Origin of the sequence: Priestia sp. YIM B13552, assembly GCF_042787775.1 — a bacterium.
In the GTDB taxonomy this organism is placed as follows: Bacteria; Bacillota; Bacilli; order Bacillales; family Bacillaceae_H; genus Priestia; species Priestia megaterium_E.
In genome coordinates this window covers 275,925-291,999 of sequence record NZ_JBHZOU010000006.1, presented here as the reverse complement: position 1 = coordinate 291,999, position 16,075 = coordinate 275,925, and the positions used below count along the sequence as shown (strand labels likewise).

Here is a 16,075-nt window from a genome sequence, read left to right as displayed (position 1 = left end):
TCAATTTAGCTCATTCTATTCGTAAAAAGGGACATCCGGTTCACTTTTTAAAGCTTTTTCCCCTAGTTTTACTTTTTTTAACGGTATTTGTGATATCATTTTAAATAAACAAATTCTTAACGGGAGAACAATATGGAGTCATTATTATTAGATAAAAAGCTTAAACACATTACGAATTTAATTCTAGAAAAAAAAGAAGAATTCTCGAAACAAAAACAATATGAAGAAAAAAATATTCAACAACAGTTAGAACCGTGGCGCGTTCATTTAATTCAAATATATGCTGATTCTGTCTCAACAAATGATACAAAAAACTTTGAAGTGCTTGAGGAGTGGGGAAGAGAAGTAGCCAATTTACTCGTTGTCCTTCAGCTTCCTTTGGATGTAGCATTAGAAGAAATCAGCTATTACCGAAATCTTATCGGGGAAATTATTAAAGAAGAGGCAAAAGCCGAAACGTTTACGTTTGATGCCTTCTATCAAGTTATTTCTCGTTTCAACGTAGTAGTAGATAAGGCCGTACACTGGGTTAGTAAATCATATATGACCGACTTTGCAAACAAAATCCAATCGGCTCGCTATGCAATTGATGAACTTTCAATTCCTGTGGTACGCATTACGAAAGAAATTGGTGTGATTCCTCTTGTTGGCGATTTAGATACAAACCGCGCTCAAATTCTAATGGAAAATGCGCTTCAACACGGCAGCGACTACAAGCTAAATTGGTTGATTATTGATTTATACGCGGTTCCAATTATTGATACGATGGTAGCGGACCAAATTTTTAAAGTAATCGGTGCTTTAAGATTATTAGGAATTCAAGTGGTTTTAAGCGGGATTCGTGCTGAAATTGCTCAGACGATGGTGAACTTAGGGTTAGATTTGGCTGACATTACGACTTTCAGTAGCCTTCACCAAGCAGTGGAATACGTTAATCAAGCGGACTAATACAACACAAAAGCCCATGAGTATGTAACCATATCATGGGCTTTTATTGGTAGAAGAAAATTTGAAGCTTATTTAATAAAGCATCTAATGATTGACTAACTTGAAGTGTGTTAGGACTTGTCATTCCTTCACGGACAGCCGTTTGAATCATTAACGTTCGTGTCTGTTCGATTTCTTCTATTAGTATTTGGTACATGGATTTGTCTTTTGAGTGGGTTGAAAGCAGCATGTTAATTCCTCTTTTTTCTATAGTGATTATGGTTAAATTAACATTAATAGGTTTATTTTTCAATATTATGAAATTAAAAATAGTAAATTTTAAGAATTTTTCATATAAAAAAAAGAACCTCTTTTTCAACAGAGGTTCTTTTTCTAATATAATAATTTATTAGGCATGTTTATGACTGCCACGCATTTTTCTCATAATGAAACTTACGATTAACACTAAGATGATTGATCCGATAATAGCAGGAATAATAGCAAATCCACCTACAACTGGTCCGAAGCTTCCAAAGATAGCTGAACCTAACCAAGAACCGATAAAACCGGCAATAATGTTACCAATAATACCTCCCGGAACGTCTCTTCCCGTAATTAATCCGGCAAGCCACCCAATAATACCACCTACAATAAGTGCCCATAAAAATGACATAAATATCATCCTCCTTTTTAATGATGTATTGCTTATATAGGTTAATACCCCACTTAAAAGAAAACTATTCATAGAATAGCAAAAAAAATAAAAAAAACTTGTAAAAGGATTTAAGAACTGCGATAGAGTCATAGAAAATAGACTAACTAGTATATAATAGAAAACGGAACATAGTTTAGAAAAGAAAGGAGACATGAAGTGAAAATGAAAAATCAAAGCGAGGTAGTAGAACAGCACTTGATTCAGCATTGGATGTATTTTCAGCATACGAAGAAATCTGTGAAGGTGGATACATCAGAAATTAAATGGATTTCTGCATCTCCTTACAATCGGGGCATATATGCAGGAACCCGCCATATTGAGCCTGCGTTGCGAATATGCCCTCGGCAAGGGGAGGAACCTCTATGGATTGTTGGTCCATCTTCATATGATAACCTTGGGCCAGTTCTCCATAAAAACGGATTTGTTCCTTCTGAAAAATGGATCGGAATGATTCAGCACATTCAAGAAAAAGAATACATACATACAGGAGTAGAAGGGTTTCAATGTAAGCGAGTGCGCACAGAAGCTGAACTGAAAGAATGGATAACGGTATACATAGACGGCTATCAAAAACCAAAAGAATATCAAGCTGACTTTCTTGAAAGGTTTAGGGAACTTATGCAGCACGGTGACCAATATCAGTTATATCTGGGCCTTTATCACAACCGGCCAGCTGTAGCCGGGTCTCTCTTTTTTTATGACGGTACAGCGGGTTTGTATTGCATCACTACAGCTAGACATATGAGGAGAAAAGGCCTGGCCACCGCATATTTGAAGGAAGTTCTTACTGAAGCAAAAAAACAGGCGGATACGTGTATTTTGCATGCGACAAGTGCAGGAAAGCCAGCCTATGAAAAAATTGGTTTTACAGCGGTTAACGAATTTGATGTATACAGATGGAGAAATAGAGATGGAACATAATGTGCTGAGGTTTGTGAGAAAAGAGACAAATTTCGACAAATTTTTAAAAAAAGTGTAGCTTCCACTTCGTTTTTGGTGTATCCTAGGAAAAAGCAGCAGCATGAGCTAGTGTTGTACATAGAACACAGATAAAAGGAGTCATTATGAAACATTTTTTTAAAACGAGCACGTTTTGGATAGGTTTGGTTGTCGGAATCGCGCTCACATTTGGGGGATATTTTACTGTTACTAGTATTTATGATTATTATTTAGGACGAGAACAGCTGAAAGTATTGACTGCCTCTCAGAAAAACCTTCAAACTGCTTTTAAAGAGTATAATCAGCTGATGGCCGAAAAAAAAACCAAAAAGCAATTTATCAATGAACTCGATGATATTTCAAATACTATAAACTATGAATATAATGAACTAGCTTCTCTTGATCCTACGATGAAAACGATGTATAAGCATACGGGTGTCATCGATGATATGGAACTGATGATTGATAATATCGATAGCATCTATGAATTAACGATGAATGATCACAAAGACGCAACAAAACCGCTTCAAACCTACGTATCTGATTTAATGGAATATGTAGAAAAAGATATGAAAAAAGAAATAAGCATGCTAAGTAAATAGAACAAAACAGCTGTCTAAACAAATAGGCAGCTGTTTTTTTGTTGATTATAAAAGGAATCTTTTGGTTGCAGGCGAAAGAGTATACTATGCACCCACTCACTTACGTGCACCACGTTTACAAAAAAGGGAGGACATAGTATGAAGAAAGTGGTGATTATCCTATTTAGTTTGTTTTTATTAGCCGCATGTCAGGTTCCTACAGCTGAAACGCTTGAAGATTCTTATCCACCCGCTATAAAAATAATAGCTGAAGGCAAAGAAGCCATCATCAAGCCTTTATTCTTTTGCTGGACCGAATGTGAAGCTGATTTTGGCGAACGAAAAAATTTTAGACAAATTGTTATGAAAGATAGTATTCCCGTCTCTCAAGGTGGGCAAGTGTCCATTAAAATAGATGGTAAAAAACCTAATGCGCTTTATTACAAACAAATTCGTAATCAGTCTATTTATGAAAACATCGTAGAAAAAAAGGACATAAAAAAAACATCTGCTATTACAGTAGATTCTGCCTCTCACAGTGACAGTGATCGGTATATACTCGTAGCAGACTGGAAAGATAACAACGGGAAAAAGTTAATCGGGCGTGTCTACTATACCCCAGTGAAATTTGAAACACCATAGATATGGCTCTCTATGCTGTAATAGAGAGCCATATGCTTAACCAATAGAATTAAGAGCTTGTGCAAGAGAAGAAGTAGTTTTAACATGTTCAAATGAAAGTCCTAAGCGAATGGCAGTTTGAGAAATTTCCGGTCGAATTCCAGATAAAATTGTTTGCACACCAATTAAACGGAGAGCTTTTACCAAATTAAAAATCTCTTGTGCCATCATCGTATCAATCGTAGCTACACCGAGCAGGTCAATACATAAATGTTCAACGCCTTTTTCCGAGCATTGCTGAAGCGTATTTTCTAAAATAAACTGACTTTTGACCGTTCCAATATCACCTACAAGAGGCAGAAGTGCAACTTTGTTTTGAAGCATGATGACAGGAGAACTTAATTCATTAATTAACTCTTTCTGAGCGTTCAGCTGTTCTTGCGTATTTTTATGATATTCTTGAATGAAGATATAAATAGATAGATCAAAAGCTTTAACAATAATGTCATACCACATAAATATCTTATCTACGCTTACCTCATTCGAATGCAAAGAGATGAACTTCTTTAAATAATTAACGGCAATTTTTTGTGAATTAAAATATTCTCGAATAATAAAGTGAAGAGGCGTACTTAAATGTTTTGGATCACGAGCTAGTTCTATCGACCACTGCTGAAAATCCGAAAAAAAATACTCCTCATCCTTTATAAATACGTCAAATAAATGCTGAAAATAATCTTGATTTTGCTGCTTCAGTTCTTTCACAATTGCTGGATTTTTACTCGAATAGACAGAGAACTCATTTTCATCGTCGAGCTGATTGTACCAGTCTTCGGTTAATTGAAGAGAATGTTCTTTGAAAAAATGATATAAGTCCTGATTTTTATGCATGAAGACTCTCCTTATATATGTATAGTCTAATTGATTTATAAATAAAGGCATAAAAGCATCCCCTGATCTAGAGTGAGGATGCTTATAAATAAATCCATTATGAAGCGCATTTATTTTCCTATACGCCTTGTTTTCCCTAACTGTATACTCTCAAACCCAATTTATTAAAAAATAAACATTTTTTAACTAGCATATTCATGCATTTTACCTATTTTTCATAAAGAACCACTTCTTGCGCTTATAGCTTTAGCTTGGGTAAGGCATCTTTAATGCTTTGATAGACTAAAATAAAGGACATATCATCTTCCATAGTGCTCATATGTATGGCCATGTCAGGAGAAATTCCTGTTAAAACAAGCTGAGTTCCCATGAGCTTCAGCCAATTGTAAATATTAAGAATATCACGGCCGAATGAATCATTAAATCGCGCTAACCCTGAGACGTCTAGGATTAAATAACGATCTTTGCTCCTTGTGTTACGTGAGGTGAAGCTATTAAATAGCATTTCTATACGCCGTTCGTTTAACGTTCCGATTAATGGAAGAACAGAGATTCCTTTCTCTATTGGCACGATAGGAGTGGATAGCCTTTCAACTTCTTCCAAAGCTTGCTGTAGCTGTTCCTGGGCTGTAATCTCTATTGTTACGTCTTTTTGAACCCCGATAAAGTAGTATTTATCTTCTTCTTCTATATATGTCGGGTCAATCGTTAGCTGATTATGAAAGAAAGAGCCGTCTTTTCGATAATTAACAAGCGTAACAGAGACTGACTGATTGCGGCTGATAGCGCTGCGAATTTCATCAATGTGGTGCGGGTTTGTTAGAGGCCCTTGTAGAAAACGGCAATTTTCTCCTAATACTTCTTCTTCCTTATAGCCGGTCATAAGGGAAAACCCTTGATTGAGGTAAATAATTGGGTTATCAGGCAAAGAAGGGTCTGTCACGATAATGCCAGATTGTGAGCTATGAAGGGCTTTATTTAAAATGGACCATTTTGAATCTTGAGCTTCGGGTGTAGTCAATGCATTCCCTCATTCCTTGGAATTTTTATAAAAATATTGTGACATAAACACATTAAAAAAACAATTTTCGACGCGTGTGCTCCTAGAGAAAGAATGAAGATAAGGAAAAATATGTTATAATAGTTTCAGGGGCAAAGGGAGTGTGAACAAACGTGATAACCATCAATTTATTTAATGTTAGTTTCTTTGTGATGGCGCTAGTAGGCTTTATTCTTATTTTTTGTTTGCGTCTAAAGTTTAACCGGCCACTGTCATTATTTAAATGGTCTTTTTTGTTCGGAACGGTGCTGCTGTCGCTAAGCTTATACTTGTTTATGGCGACCAGCCAATATATTCATTTGATATGCAATACAATCGGCTCAGTTATGACAGCGCTCTATCTTATCAGTATTATGGTCGGAGCAGAAGAGTCATAAATACATATGTTTAAAAGTCTATTGAAAGTGGAAAAAAGAAAGATGCATAAAAGAGAAAGATACAAACTTACATTCTTTTAGCTGAAATGATGACGACTGGAAAAACACCTCGGTATAAAATGCCGAGGTGTTTTTCATAAATAAAAGGGAAAGGAGAATATTTAGAGAAATACTAGTCATATTCTACTGAGTGTAGTAAAATAAAAAGTTATTATTCTATTTTTATGTTGTTGCTATTGGCAACATGTGTTAGTCTAAAAGTGGTATACATTTTAGGCGATCCTGAAAAAGAGAGACGAGAAGCTTTTATTCAAGTTTCTTAAAAGCTTTACGTTTACTGAGGTGAAACAATGAAATCTCAAGTACAAAAATTTGTAGGCTATTTATTAGCTGGTGATCAAGACAGCGCTTGGGAAATTGTGCTGGAAGAAATCCAACAGGGAAAGAACAGCCTAGATATTTATGAAAATTTAATTACAACCGCAATGCGAGTAACTGGAGATATGTGGGAAGAAAATATCATTTCTGTAGCTGATGAGCATGTTGCAACTACGACATGTGATTATGTGCTAACTCGCTATCGCTTTTATAAAAAAATTCAGGGACACGCTTCAGACACCGCTCCAAGGGCACTGCTTCTATGCTTGGAACAAGAACAGCACTTCATTGGTTTAAAGATGGTGGCTTTATTGTTTGAGGAACATGGTTGGAATACTCGCTTTTTAGGGGCCAATCTCCCTCTGGAATACGCTGAGAAAATGGCTATAGAATGGAAGCCGCACATGGTAGGATTATCTGTCAGCATCCCTTATCATATTGAGAGGCTTGCTGAATACACCAAAACTTTGGACAAATTAGAACCAAGACCAACGGTAATGGTAGGAGGGCGCTTAGTTTCTCAAATTGATTTCCGTTCTTACTGTTCTGAGCATACACGCCTAATTCCGGATCTTCACCAACTAAATAACTGGTTAATCAGTTATCACAAAGGAGTGGAAGTTAATGTCGATGCTTGAATATGTTCCAATTCCTTACTTTTTAGTGGATACTGAATTTAATATTTTGGAATGGTCGCAACAATCAGGTCATTCATTTAAGCCTTCAGCTAATTTTTTAGATCTTGTAGACGTATTTAGTCAAGAAAAGGCAAGAAAGTTTTTAAGCTTGCGCCAAAAAGATTCTCGAGAATTGTCTGTAGACGAACCCCATGATGAGCAAACGCTTGTCCAAAGCCGAGGCCAGGCTATTCAGAAAGTAGAGCTCGTGATGCAAACCAATGATTCTCCTTATTCACTGTTTGAATGCTTAATTCAATGGGATAGCGATATAGGTCATTTAGTTTGTATTCGCCAAGATGAACGTATACAAGAGTTAACGAGTCTTGTTCAAGACCATCGGAAACGATTAGCAGATACAGATTTTGAACTGCTTGAACAAAAAGAATGTCTTGAAAAATCATTACAGAAAATCAAGCAATTGTCCGCTTCTTTTATTAAGTTATCCTCTAAAGTAGGACTTATACCTCTTTTTGGAGACTTAGATACAGATCTTGTAGCTGAAAATACGTCCATTTTGCAAAACTTTGCGCATGAAGGAAATTACACCACGCTTCTATTTGACTTTGGAGGACTAGATATATTAACGACCGAAGGAATTCAAGCTTTTGCAGGCTTTATGCAGTCCTTCTATCTCATGGGTATCACATGCTATATTATTGGCATGAAGCCGCACCATACGGCTGCTTTGAAAAATAGAACGTTTGGTGATCAAATTATTTATATGAATAACCTGAGTGAAATTATTGCTGTGAATAAAAATGTGAGTTAAAAGAGTGGAGGAGAAGAAAGTTATTCTTCTCCTCTTTCTGTATACACTTCTCTTCTTATAATTAAACATCTATTAAAGAATCTTTTTATATTTCAGCTGAAAGAATGGCGTTAAGACGTTGAAGTCCTGTGTCGTTTTTAATTAACGGTATTCAAATGTTTTACGGGGGAATATTTCTACTGGTGCTATCTTTGTGTACAGAGCAGATCCATGTTTCAACTATTATGCCTTGGAACGCAGTATGGTCTATTGTATATTTAATTTTTGTTGGTTCAATTGCTGGACACGGCTTATATTATTGGCTAATCGCCCAAACAAATCCGGTTTTTCCATCTACTTGGTTGTATGTATCTCCTTTAATCGCAGTGTTAATCGGCTATGTAGTCTTAAATGAAGCTATCACGCCTTCTATTATTGGCGGAGGCCTTCTTATTTTAATAGGAGTGTTTATGGCCAATCGTGAAGCTTTGGGAGTACATTTTAAAAAAGGTGTGCTATTCAAAAAACAGCTGTAAAACAAGTCGCCATTTGCTGACTTGTTTTTAGTTGATCGCAAGACAAAAAAGATTGAAGAAAGATATAAAAGATGACTAAAAGCCTCTTCCTAATGAAAGAAGAGGCTTTTTTGTTAAGAGTTTGCTGACATTGTATGAGACGGCAAAATGATATCTTGGTCTACTAGGAAGGATAAAAGTTCCCGTGTAGCATATGACATATAGCGATCTTTTTTCAAAATGATGCCGAGCTCCCACATTGGGGTAGGTTCGGCAATTGGAATACTTTTAATAAAAGGGTTATTGATCTTTGGAAACACGGACTTTGGTAAAATTGCAATACCTAATTCAGAAGCGACTAGTTCAATAATCAAATCCCATTGCGAACTTTCGTACGCTATTTTTGGATGAAAACCCGCTTGAATGCACTCATGAATAATGCGATCATGAAGAGAAAAATCTTTGCTGAACAGGACAAACGGCTCTTCTCTAAGCTCGCTCAAAGCAACGATTGATTTAGATGCCAGCGGATGCTCATGATGAATGTATAAATTAAACTCTTCTTCAATAAACGGATAGACGTGAAAAAGAGGGTTTTGAATAGGCAGCACGATAATGCCAAGGTCTACTTGTTCGTTTTCTACAAGTTCGACAATTCGCTTTGCGCCAAGCTCCACAAGCTCTAATTTTACCTGAGGATGTTTTGATGTAAAGTTTTTTGCAATCATCGGGAAAACAACAGTTCCTACTAAAGGAGGAATTCCTACTTTAATATCTCCTGTAGGAAGATTTCGTAAATCATCTAACAGAGCATGCAGCTCGTGAAGAGTGGATACCAGCTTTTGGCTTTGCCCATACACAATCTGTCCTGCATCGGTTAACGTCAGCTTTCGAGTAGAGCGATCAAAAAGATCTACGCCGAGTTCTTCCTCTAGTTTTTTTACAATTTTACTTAATGCTGGCTGAGACAAATGAATTGCAGCTGCTGCTTTCGTGAAACTTTTTTGATTAACTACTTCCATGAAATGTTGCAGTTCTCGAATATCCATAAATTCTCCTCACTAGTATTCTTAGTTTTCATACTATTTATTCTATTTATCTATTTTACTTATGATTCAAATAAATGTAAACTCTTACATAAGGAAGTGAATAGAGATTCATCTAAAAATAGTACATCAAATTCCTCTAAATACGTTAGAAACCCACATATTTGTAAGCGTTAACAAAAAAGCACCCTCGAAGAAAATCCTAGAAAAATATTTTTTTCTCCTGTAAAACAAAGCCGCGAGCGCAGAAATAACACGTGTTGAAATGTTCATTTTGTATACTGTTCTGACAATTAAGAAAGAGGAATAAAATGGTATAGTGAACCACTAAGGTGAGTCTATTCATTCTGCAAACGAGCCGTACATAGAAAAAAGGGCCGGTTTGTTAAAAATAATTGGGGGAGTGGTTGAGATGACATACGTTAAAGGACTAGAAGGAATCGTTGCAGCTGAAACAAAAGTAGGGCACGTTGATGGAGAGAAAGGTCAGCTGATTTATCGCGGATATTGGGCAAAAGATTTGGCGATCAATTATTCTTTTGAAGAAGTTTCTTATTTAATTTGGAACGGCACGCTGCCAAATCATGATGAGTTAAAAGCATTCAAACAAAAAATGGTGACTCATCGTACGCTTCCGGCTAATATTGTTGCGTTAATGGACTGTTTGCCAAAAGATACAGAAGTGATGAGCGCGCTTCGCACATGTATCTCAGCATTAGGAGACCCTTCATACAGCTGGCCTCCGACAAAAGAGCAGGCGCTTGCGATTACAGCGGTAACACCTACCATTATTGCCTATTGGTATCGTAAAATGAATGATTTAGAAGTAGTAGAACCTAACGAGCATTTGGATCATGTAGCAAACTATTTATATATGATTAACGGAGAAATTCCAGATCAAAGTTTGGTTACTGCACTGAACGCCTATTTTGTTTTGACAATTGAGCATGGGATGAACGCCTCAACCTTCTCATCACGCGTTATTTCATCTACCGAATCTGACATGGTTTCAGCTATTTGCGGAGCAATTGGCGCGATGAAAGGTCCGCTTCACGGAGGAGCTCCTTCTGGCGTTATTACCATGTTTGATGAAATTGGAAGTGAAGAGAATATTGAGCCTTGGGTTCGTAAAAAATTAGATAATAAAGAGAAAATCATGGGATTTGGTCATCGCGTTTATCGTACACATGACCCAAGAGCAGAAGCATTAAAAGAAGTATCGAAACAAATCTCAGGAGACAACGGGCTATTTGATTTAATTGTTAAAATTGAAGATAAAACCATTGAATTACTCAATGAATACAAGCCGGGTCGAGGCATTTATACCAATGTAGAATATTTCGCTGCAGCGGTTATGAAAGCGGTTGAGCTTCCGTCTGAACTATTCACCCCAACCTTCACAGCAAGCCGTGTAGTTGGCTGGACAGCTCATGTCGTAGAACAGTCAGAAAATAATCGTATCTACCGACCTCAGTCTGCGTATATAGGTTATACGCCAGTTGAACAAAATCAATAAATAAACTCGCTTTCACATAAAAAACGTCGGTAGATCCGACGTTTTTTTCATATGGTTAAATATATTCTTTTTGAGAATAAAATCGCTTTAATAAATAGAATAATCCGACTGCTAAGCATAAACTTGCTGCAGCTAAGCTAGAGGTAATCATGGCGTGCTCACCTTCGGTAGGGGTATGTGAAAGTTTATAGCTGCTGTAGCATAAGAGAGCTGTGATACATAAACAGCAGGAGCTAATCAATCCATACCGCTTTTTGAAGCCAATAATAGATAGTAATACAATCAAATAAATTCCGCTCACCATCATCATAATTGGAAACTGAGGGTGGAATTTAATTGTATATAACAAATAATCGATGTGAGAATAGTGATGAACCGCCGAGGACTTTGTTAGCCCTCCGGTCAAACTAGCTGATAAAGGTCCTTCAAGCATCGAAGAGCCGTTATACCAAGTAGCGACTGAGGAAAGTAAAAAAACAAAACAACTTGCAAATAGCTGCGTCATGCATTTTATTGACACGTATAGAAAGCTCCTCTCAATAACCATCTTTTGTTAATACAAGTCCGAAAATTATTATAGCAGGTTTTGAAAGTAAAAAAAGTACTATTGGAATGGTTTCATAAAACGTTCATATTTGAAAAGGTTTGTTTTTTAAAAATAAAGGGAAAAAAAGTGAAACGGAAGATATGAATAGAGGAGAGAGAAAGATGAAGGCAGCAGTGATTTTGAATCCAAACGCAGGAAACAAAAAATTAGTAAATGAAATTGACTTTATATGTGATCGGTTAAACACTGCATTTGAGACGGTTACTTTATATAAAACAGAGCAACCTGGAGATGGTGCCGATCTGGTAAGAAAATTGGAAGGCAAAGCGGATGTCATTATTGGAGCAGGAGGAGACGGGACAATTTATGAACTCATTAATGCTCTTGCTCCGCTGCAGCAACGTCCTGTATTTGCTATTTTACCTGGTGGAACGTGCAACGACTTTTCGCGTGCAATTGGAATGAATCAAAATCCTTTAAAAGCGGTGGAGCAAATTATAGAAAAGCAGACCGAGGCAGTGGATGTTGGAAAACATGGCGAAGATTATTTTTTAAACTTTTGGGGAATCGGCCTCGTAGCTGATGTATCTGAAAATATTTTGGAAGAAAATAAAGAGAAATTTGGTAAGCTCTCTTACTACATGAGCGTAGGCAGAACTTTAAATCAAGCAGAGCCTTTTCAATTAAAAATGACGAGCGAAAAAGCTTCCTATGAAGGAGAAGCTGTTATGGTGTTAATTGGAAACGGTCCTTTTTTAGGAGGAACTCGCGCTATGCTAGGAAACAGCTCATTTCAAGACGGATTATTAGATGTATTCGTTATTAAAGAAATGGGAATCGAGCCGGTTATGGCATGGTTACAAACAAGCCCTGATGAGGAACAGCTTAACCCTGAAAGCAACCTTATGCATTTTCGTGCAAAAGAAGTTCATATTGAAACTACTCCTGAAAAAACGGTAGATTGTGATGGAGAAAAAGAAACGACGACACCTTCAACGATTACGGTTCTCCACAATCACATCAATATGATAGTCGGAAACAGATAAAAAAACGCTGGAAGTTCCAGCGTTTTTTTTATGAAGACAGCCATCGCGGAGAAGTAAAGAGCATAATCATTATGCTGCTCATCGTAATAACAAGCATGGAGTAGCAAAAAGCAGTAAATCCGATAATATGTAAGCCCACTATCATAATCGTACTGTCTAAGATAAAAATGGTTATTCCTATATTGATTTTCCATTTTTTCGATACAATAATGGCAATTAAATCAAGCCCATCCGAACTGATGCCGTAGCGAAGCATCAGCCCTATTCCCATTCCTACGAGTGCGCCTCCAAGCAATGAGCTAAAGAGCAAAGGAAGCTCCAGCGTACCTTCGAGAATAGAGAGCCATTCTGTCATAAAAAAAGAAACAAATAAACCTATACTTCCATAAAAAAAGTTTTGACGATGACGAAAAAAAGCATATAAATAGACAGGTACGTTCAAAAAGAAAATGGACAGTCCGATAGGAGTTCCAAACACATAATATACGATAAGCCCAAATCCTATAAGTCCACCGTCTAGTAAGTGATACGGAGCAATAAATCCGTTTAGCCCTAGTCCAATTAATAAGCTTCCACAGCAAATCGAAACCACTCTCGAAAAAATATTCCTCACCCTATACGTTAAATTTTAATAGGAGTACTCGTCCCTCTATGTATATGGCAAGCTTAGGTTATTTAGAAGTGAAGAAGAAGAAAAAGAAAATTATGTAAAAAGTATTGATTCTATAACTCTGATATTCTATAGTTAATCTAACTTCGTTTTCACGACAATTTCTTGATTTTTTACGATACTGTTTAACTGTTTGTATTTTTTACTATATAAAAAAGGTTCGTTCTGCAAAAAGCATACGATTGTAATAAGTCGGTAAAAGCAAGCCGCTATATAAAAGGGGTTGATTACGTGTAGGATTCTCTTTCTTTTCAGTCATACTAAAAAGAAAGAGGGATTGTCGTGAAAAATCGTTCCGTACTTTTTTTATGGTTTGGTCAAAGTCAAGCCAATTTAGCAGATGTATTATATATTGTTGCGTTAATCAGCATTCTTTATGCTCAAAATAGTTCTCCTGTGCTGCTTTCATGCATTCCATTTACCATTACGACTGCTAAGTTTTTGAGCAGTTTTACTGTGCCTTTTCTTATAGATCGCTACAGGGCTAAGCGTATTCTTGTTGTGTCTCAGCTGTTAAAAACCAGTGTTTTGTCTATGTTTTTCCTGTGGCATATGTCGCTTATCAGCATGCTGTGCTGCGTGTCGCTTATCGCTTTTTTCGATGGGTGGGCAGCTCCGGTTCAAAGCTCTATGCTTCCTCATTTAGTAGATAAAGAGAAGCTGTTGAAATGGAACAGTATGTTTAATGTCACCGATCAAATGATTCAAATTGCAGCCTATCCGCTTGGAAGCTTTCTGATCATTAGCTGGGATGCTACTGGCCTTTTATGGCTGTCATTTTCGTTATTCAGTTTGTCAATCGTATTTATGCAGGCTATTCGTATTAACGCTCATTCTTCTAAAACGAAGCAAAAACAAGGGTTAAAAGAGGGATGGAAGCTAATTTGGCATTATCCGCGCCTGCGGGTTTTATTAGTCATGGAGGTTTTAGAAGGAATGGCTGCCGGCGTTTGGGCATCAGCAATTGTCTACGTGTTTGTGAAAGAGATATTAAATAAAAATGAAGCTTGGTGGGGATATATCAACAGCAGTTTTTTTGTTGGAACGGTTCTTGGAGGTTTCGTTTTGTTGAAGATTTCAGTTGAACAAGAGAAAAGTCTTTATCATATCGTAACACTAGGCAGTCTTTTATCAGGTTTCTTTACATTATTGTTCGGAGTGATGCCTGCTCCTTTTCTTTCACTTTTACTTAGTTTTGCTATTGGCATTGCCCTTCAAATAAGCGCTACGTGTTCTTACACGCTTACACAAACGGCCGTTCCTTTAGAAAAGCTTTCTAAGGTACTTTCCGCTACGCTTAGCGTTTCATATGTGACGTTTGGGCTTTCGGTGCTGCTGCTTGGAGCTGTTGCTTCGCTAAATGTAACGGCGGCGTTTCTAACAGCAGGAGGACTGATTGTAATCAGCGGCTGTGTAGGTTTATTCTTACGAAATTATGCGCTTGCTAACTAAAAAAGGTTGCTATTTGCAACCTTTTTTAAAACATCGTATTTTTTCTCCTCAACCATAAGCCGTATAAGGTTGTTTGCCTTAAATACCCCTTGTGTAAAAGTAGGGAGCTTTTCACGAAAACGAAAGGAAATAAAGTATGGCTATCGAATTATGTTAAGAGCGTTCAGCTAAAAGGAGTGATTAAATGGTTGTCATTCGACAGGCGGTTGAAACTGATCGAGAGCGACTGGCTACGTTAATGCAAGAATATATAGTAAAATTCTGTGAGCAGCCTGCCCCTTCCCGGAAAGCTTTAACTTTACATATTAAGCGCTTATTGAATAATCCTTCCTATGGTATCCAGTTTGTTGCTGAATTGGAAGGGAAACTAGTAGGTTTTGCGACGGTGTACGTATCGTGGAGCACCAATTATTTTAAAGAAACAGCCATCTTAAAAGACTTGTACGTATCTCCTTTAAACAGAGGAAATAAAATTGGTGAACGTTTGTTTAAGATCTGCCTGGCCTATTCTCAAAAGTATGAGTTTGCAGGGATGACCGCTGAGTGCAGCAGTGAAAATAAAGTGGCTCAAAACCTTTATCAAAAAATGAACGGTAAAGAAAATGCAGGGGTTCAATACCTTTTTTTTTAAGAGAAGTGCAGCTTTTACTTTTAAGACTTCTACTAAATGGCAAAAATATGTTATAGTATGAAAAGTGAAATTGATGAAAATGTCGGTGGGCTATATGTTAGATGATCGTATCAATAGTAGGGGGAAGTTGGACTAGCTGTTTGAAAGGCGGCCATCCTATTTTTAGTATAGCCGCAAGGAAGGAGCAGGACCTTGAAAAAAAATCCAATCTTAAACGCGTGGAAAATAGTAACTGCGACGAGCGGTTTTTTACTTGCGCTGTTTATCTTTAAAGTCCGAAAAGGAAGATAATCATATAAAGAAAGCTCCTCGATTGAGGAGCTTTTTATTATTTAGTAATAGGAAACGCCAAGGGAGTCACGGTTGATAAAGAATCTCTGTAAGAATGATAAGTGAAATAATGACGTGTTGGACTATAAATAGTCATGTAAAGTAAATAATCATATTTCGTTTCCATATAGAAAAAAACGCCGTCTATGTGGAGTGTATAGAAAGAGTACGAAATCCCGAGCAGCGTTTGCTTTTGTACACGTGTGCTGGGGTTTTCTTTAATCCATTCGTACAGTTCAAACACACTCACTCCTGGTGATGATTGCAGCGTATGTACTTTGTCATATAACTTATCAGATACATCAGAAACCGACTGTTTTAATTGGTGAAATAAGTTGGACATTTGTTCTTTCATTGTGGTGAGCTCCTTTACGGGTAGTCAGCTATTAGCATGCTCAGAGAAAT

At 37.0% G+C, this 16,075-nt stretch carries 19 protein-coding genes and 1 pseudogene; 12 read left to right on the top strand and 8 right to left on the bottom strand.

Features of this window, described 5'->3' with window-relative positions:
• The first annotated feature begins 132 nt into the window (after positions 1 to 132).
• A complete protein-coding gene (locus ACFX40_RS22645) occupies positions 133 to 948 on the top strand; it encodes an STAS domain-containing protein (RefSeq protein ID WP_028409187.1) in 816 nt (271 codons plus the stop codon).
• 43 nt (positions 949 to 991) lie between these two features.
• Here ACFX40_RS22645 and ACFX40_RS22640 read toward each other — a convergent pair whose 3' ends face one another.
• Together ACFX40_RS22640 and ACFX40_RS22635 are read right to left on the bottom strand one after the other, a co-directional pair.
• Complete coding sequence (locus ACFX40_RS22640; protein WP_013057763.1) at positions 992 to 1,177, bottom strand: aspartyl-phosphate phosphatase Spo0E family protein; 186 nt, start codon at positions 1,175 to 1,177, stop codon at positions 992 to 994.
• A 159-nt stretch (positions 1,178 to 1,336) separates the two neighbouring features.
• Positions 1,337 to 1,600, bottom strand: coding sequence for a GlsB/YeaQ/YmgE family stress response membrane protein (locus ACFX40_RS22635; RefSeq protein WP_013083841.1), 264 nt, complete (start codon positions 1,598 to 1,600; stop codon positions 1,337 to 1,339).
• Positions 1,601 to 1,804: 204 nt separating this feature from the next.
• On the opposite strand from ACFX40_RS22635, the gene ACFX40_RS22630 reads away from it, so the two are divergent.
• The 3 genes from ACFX40_RS22630 (at position 1,805) to ACFX40_RS22620 (ending at position 3,804) form a co-directional block, all read left to right on the top strand.
• Positions 1,805 to 2,563: a GNAT family N-acetyltransferase gene (locus ACFX40_RS22630; protein WP_255293572.1), complete on the top strand. Its 759-nt coding sequence runs from the start codon at positions 1,805 to 1,807 to the stop codon at positions 2,561 to 2,563.
• 143 nt (positions 2,564 to 2,706) lie between these two features.
• Complete coding sequence (locus tag ACFX40_RS22625; RefSeq protein ID WP_014459392.1) at positions 2,707 to 3,183, top strand: hypothetical protein; 477 nt, start codon at positions 2,707 to 2,709, stop codon at positions 3,181 to 3,183.
• Positions 3,184 to 3,321: 138 nt separating this feature from the next.
• Positions 3,322 to 3,804 carry a membrane lipoprotein lipid attachment site-containing protein gene (locus tag ACFX40_RS22620; RefSeq protein WP_098334394.1) on the top strand — a complete coding sequence of 161 codons (483 nt, stop codon included), beginning with the start codon at positions 3,322 to 3,324 and terminating at the stop codon, positions 3,802 to 3,804.
• Between the two features lie 36 nt (positions 3,805 to 3,840).
• On the opposite strand, the gene ACFX40_RS22615 is transcribed toward ACFX40_RS22620, so the two are convergent.
• Complete coding sequence (locus ACFX40_RS22615; RefSeq protein ID WP_098334395.1) at positions 3,841 to 4,674, bottom strand: STAS domain-containing protein; 834 nt, start codon at positions 4,672 to 4,674, stop codon at positions 3,841 to 3,843.
• Between the two features lie 238 nt (positions 4,675 to 4,912).
• Positions 4,913 to 5,695 (bottom strand): YtvA family blue-light photoreceptor, encoded by a 783-nt coding sequence (gene ytvA, locus ACFX40_RS22610; protein ID WP_098334396.1) that lies wholly within the window; start codon positions 5,693 to 5,695, stop codon positions 4,913 to 4,915.
• A 152-nt stretch (positions 5,696 to 5,847) separates the two neighbouring features.
• Between ytvA and ACFX40_RS22605 the strand changes: the two genes are divergently transcribed.
• The 4 genes and pseudogenes from ACFX40_RS22605 to ACFX40_RS22590 all read left to right on the top strand — a co-directional run.
• Positions 5,848 to 6,111: a hypothetical protein gene (locus ACFX40_RS22605; protein ID WP_080781662.1), complete on the top strand. Its 264-nt coding sequence runs from the start codon at positions 5,848 to 5,850 to the stop codon at positions 6,109 to 6,111.
• Positions 6,112 to 6,461: 350 nt separating this feature from the next.
• On the top strand, positions 6,462 to 7,127 hold the full coding sequence (locus ACFX40_RS22600; RefSeq protein ID WP_098332027.1) for a cobalamin B12-binding domain-containing protein: 666 nt from the start codon (positions 6,462 to 6,464) through the stop codon (positions 7,125 to 7,127).
• Positions 7,114 to 7,938 carry an STAS domain-containing protein gene (locus tag ACFX40_RS22595; protein WP_377256399.1) on the top strand — a complete coding sequence of 275 codons (825 nt, stop codon included), beginning with the start codon at positions 7,114 to 7,116 and terminating at the stop codon, positions 7,936 to 7,938. Before ACFX40_RS22600 ends, ACFX40_RS22595 begins: the two co-directional genes overlap by 14 nt.
• Positions 7,939 to 8,072: 134 nt before the next feature.
• Positions 8,073 to 8,453, top strand: a pseudogene (locus tag ACFX40_RS22590) (EamA family transporter); the annotation flags it as partial.
• Between the two features lie 113 nt (positions 8,454 to 8,566).
• Here the strand turns inward: ACFX40_RS22590 and ACFX40_RS22585 are convergent.
• Positions 8,567 to 9,481 carry a LysR family transcriptional regulator gene (locus ACFX40_RS22585; protein WP_377256396.1) on the bottom strand — a complete coding sequence of 305 codons (915 nt, stop codon included), beginning with the start codon at positions 9,479 to 9,481 and terminating at the stop codon, positions 8,567 to 8,569.
• A gap of 409 nt (positions 9,482 to 9,890) precedes the next feature.
• Here ACFX40_RS22585 and ACFX40_RS22580 point away from each other — a divergent pair, with 409 nt between their 5' ends.
• Entirely contained in the window at positions 9,891 to 10,994 is a 1,104-nt protein-coding gene (locus ACFX40_RS22580) for a citrate synthase/methylcitrate synthase (protein WP_016764746.1), read from the top strand.
• Between the two features lie 55 nt (positions 10,995 to 11,049).
• On the opposite strand, the gene ACFX40_RS22575 is transcribed toward ACFX40_RS22580, so the two are convergent.
• Positions 11,050 to 11,514 (bottom strand): DUF4306 domain-containing protein, encoded by a 465-nt coding sequence (locus ACFX40_RS22575; protein WP_223260182.1) that lies wholly within the window; start codon positions 11,512 to 11,514, stop codon positions 11,050 to 11,052.
• Positions 11,515 to 11,702: 188 nt separating this feature from the next.
• Here ACFX40_RS22575 and ACFX40_RS22570 point away from each other — a divergent pair, with 188 nt between their 5' ends.
• Positions 11,703 to 12,587: a diacylglycerol/lipid kinase family protein gene (locus tag ACFX40_RS22570; RefSeq protein WP_025751162.1), complete on the top strand. Its 885-nt coding sequence runs from the start codon at positions 11,703 to 11,705 to the stop codon at positions 12,585 to 12,587.
• Between the two features lie 28 nt (positions 12,588 to 12,615).
• On the opposite strand, the gene ACFX40_RS22565 is transcribed toward ACFX40_RS22570, so the two are convergent.
• Complete coding sequence (locus tag ACFX40_RS22565; RefSeq protein WP_016764744.1) at positions 12,616 to 13,179, bottom strand: YitT family protein; 564 nt, start codon at positions 13,177 to 13,179, stop codon at positions 12,616 to 12,618.
• A 360-nt stretch (positions 13,180 to 13,539) separates the two neighbouring features.
• Between ACFX40_RS22565 and ACFX40_RS22560 the strand changes: the two genes are divergently transcribed.
• Complete coding sequence (locus tag ACFX40_RS22560; protein WP_377256393.1) at positions 13,540 to 14,709, top strand: MFS transporter; 1,170 nt, start codon at positions 13,540 to 13,542, stop codon at positions 14,707 to 14,709.
• Positions 14,710 to 14,893: 184 nt separating this feature from the next.
• The gene (locus tag ACFX40_RS22555) at positions 14,894 to 15,340 is read left to right on the top strand and encodes a GNAT family N-acetyltransferase (RefSeq protein WP_028409176.1); all 447 of its coding nucleotides are present in this window, start codon (positions 14,894 to 14,896) and stop codon (positions 15,338 to 15,340) included.
• Between the two features lie 328 nt (positions 15,341 to 15,668).
• On the opposite strand, the gene ACFX40_RS22550 is transcribed toward ACFX40_RS22555, so the two are convergent.
• Positions 15,669 to 16,025: a hypothetical protein gene (locus ACFX40_RS22550; RefSeq protein ID WP_028409175.1), complete on the bottom strand. Its 357-nt coding sequence runs from the start codon at positions 16,023 to 16,025 to the stop codon at positions 15,669 to 15,671.
• Positions 16,026 to 16,075: the final 50 nt, after the last annotated feature.

Excerpts from the sequence above, each read along its gene's own strand:
- ACFX40_RS22645 (WP_028409187.1), top strand. The coding sequence starts at position 133 with ATGGAGTCATTATTATTAGATAAAAAGCTTAAACACATTACGAATTTA.
- ACFX40_RS22640 (WP_013057763.1), bottom strand. The coding sequence starts at position 1,177 with ATGCTGCTTTCAACCCACTCAAAAGACAAATCCATGTACCAAATACTA.
- ACFX40_RS22635 (WP_013083841.1), bottom strand. The coding sequence starts at position 1,600 with ATGTCATTTTTATGGGCACTTATTGTAGGTGGTATTATTGGGTGGCTT.
- ACFX40_RS22630 (WP_255293572.1), top strand. The coding sequence starts at position 1,805 with ATGAAAAATCAAAGCGAGGTAGTAGAACAGCACTTGATTCAGCATTGG.
- ACFX40_RS22625 (WP_014459392.1), top strand. The coding sequence starts at position 2,707 with ATGAAACATTTTTTTAAAACGAGCACGTTTTGGATAGGTTTGGTTGTC.
- ACFX40_RS22620 (WP_098334394.1), top strand. The coding sequence starts at position 3,322 with ATGAAGAAAGTGGTGATTATCCTATTTAGTTTGTTTTTATTAGCCGCA.
- ACFX40_RS22615 (WP_098334395.1), bottom strand. The coding sequence starts at position 4,674 with ATGCATAAAAATCAGGACTTATATCATTTTTTCAAAGAACATTCTCTT.
- ACFX40_RS22600 (WP_098332027.1), top strand. The coding sequence starts at position 6,462 with ATGAAATCTCAAGTACAAAAATTTGTAGGCTATTTATTAGCTGGTGAT.
- ACFX40_RS22595 (WP_377256399.1), top strand. The coding sequence starts at position 7,114 with ATGTCGATGCTTGAATATGTTCCAATTCCTTACTTTTTAGTGGATACT.
- ACFX40_RS22585 (WP_377256396.1), bottom strand. The coding sequence starts at position 9,481 with ATGGATATTCGAGAACTGCAACATTTCATGGAAGTAGTTAATCAAAAA.
- ACFX40_RS22580 (WP_016764746.1), top strand. The coding sequence starts at position 9,891 with ATGACATACGTTAAAGGACTAGAAGGAATCGTTGCAGCTGAAACAAAA.
- ACFX40_RS22570 (WP_025751162.1), top strand. The coding sequence starts at position 11,703 with ATGAAGGCAGCAGTGATTTTGAATCCAAACGCAGGAAACAAAAAATTA.
- ACFX40_RS22555 (WP_028409176.1), top strand. The coding sequence starts at position 14,894 with ATGGTTGTCATTCGACAGGCGGTTGAAACTGATCGAGAGCGACTGGCT.
- ACFX40_RS22550 (WP_028409175.1), bottom strand. The coding sequence starts at position 16,025 with ATGAAAGAACAAATGTCCAACTTATTTCACCAATTAAAACAGTCGGTT.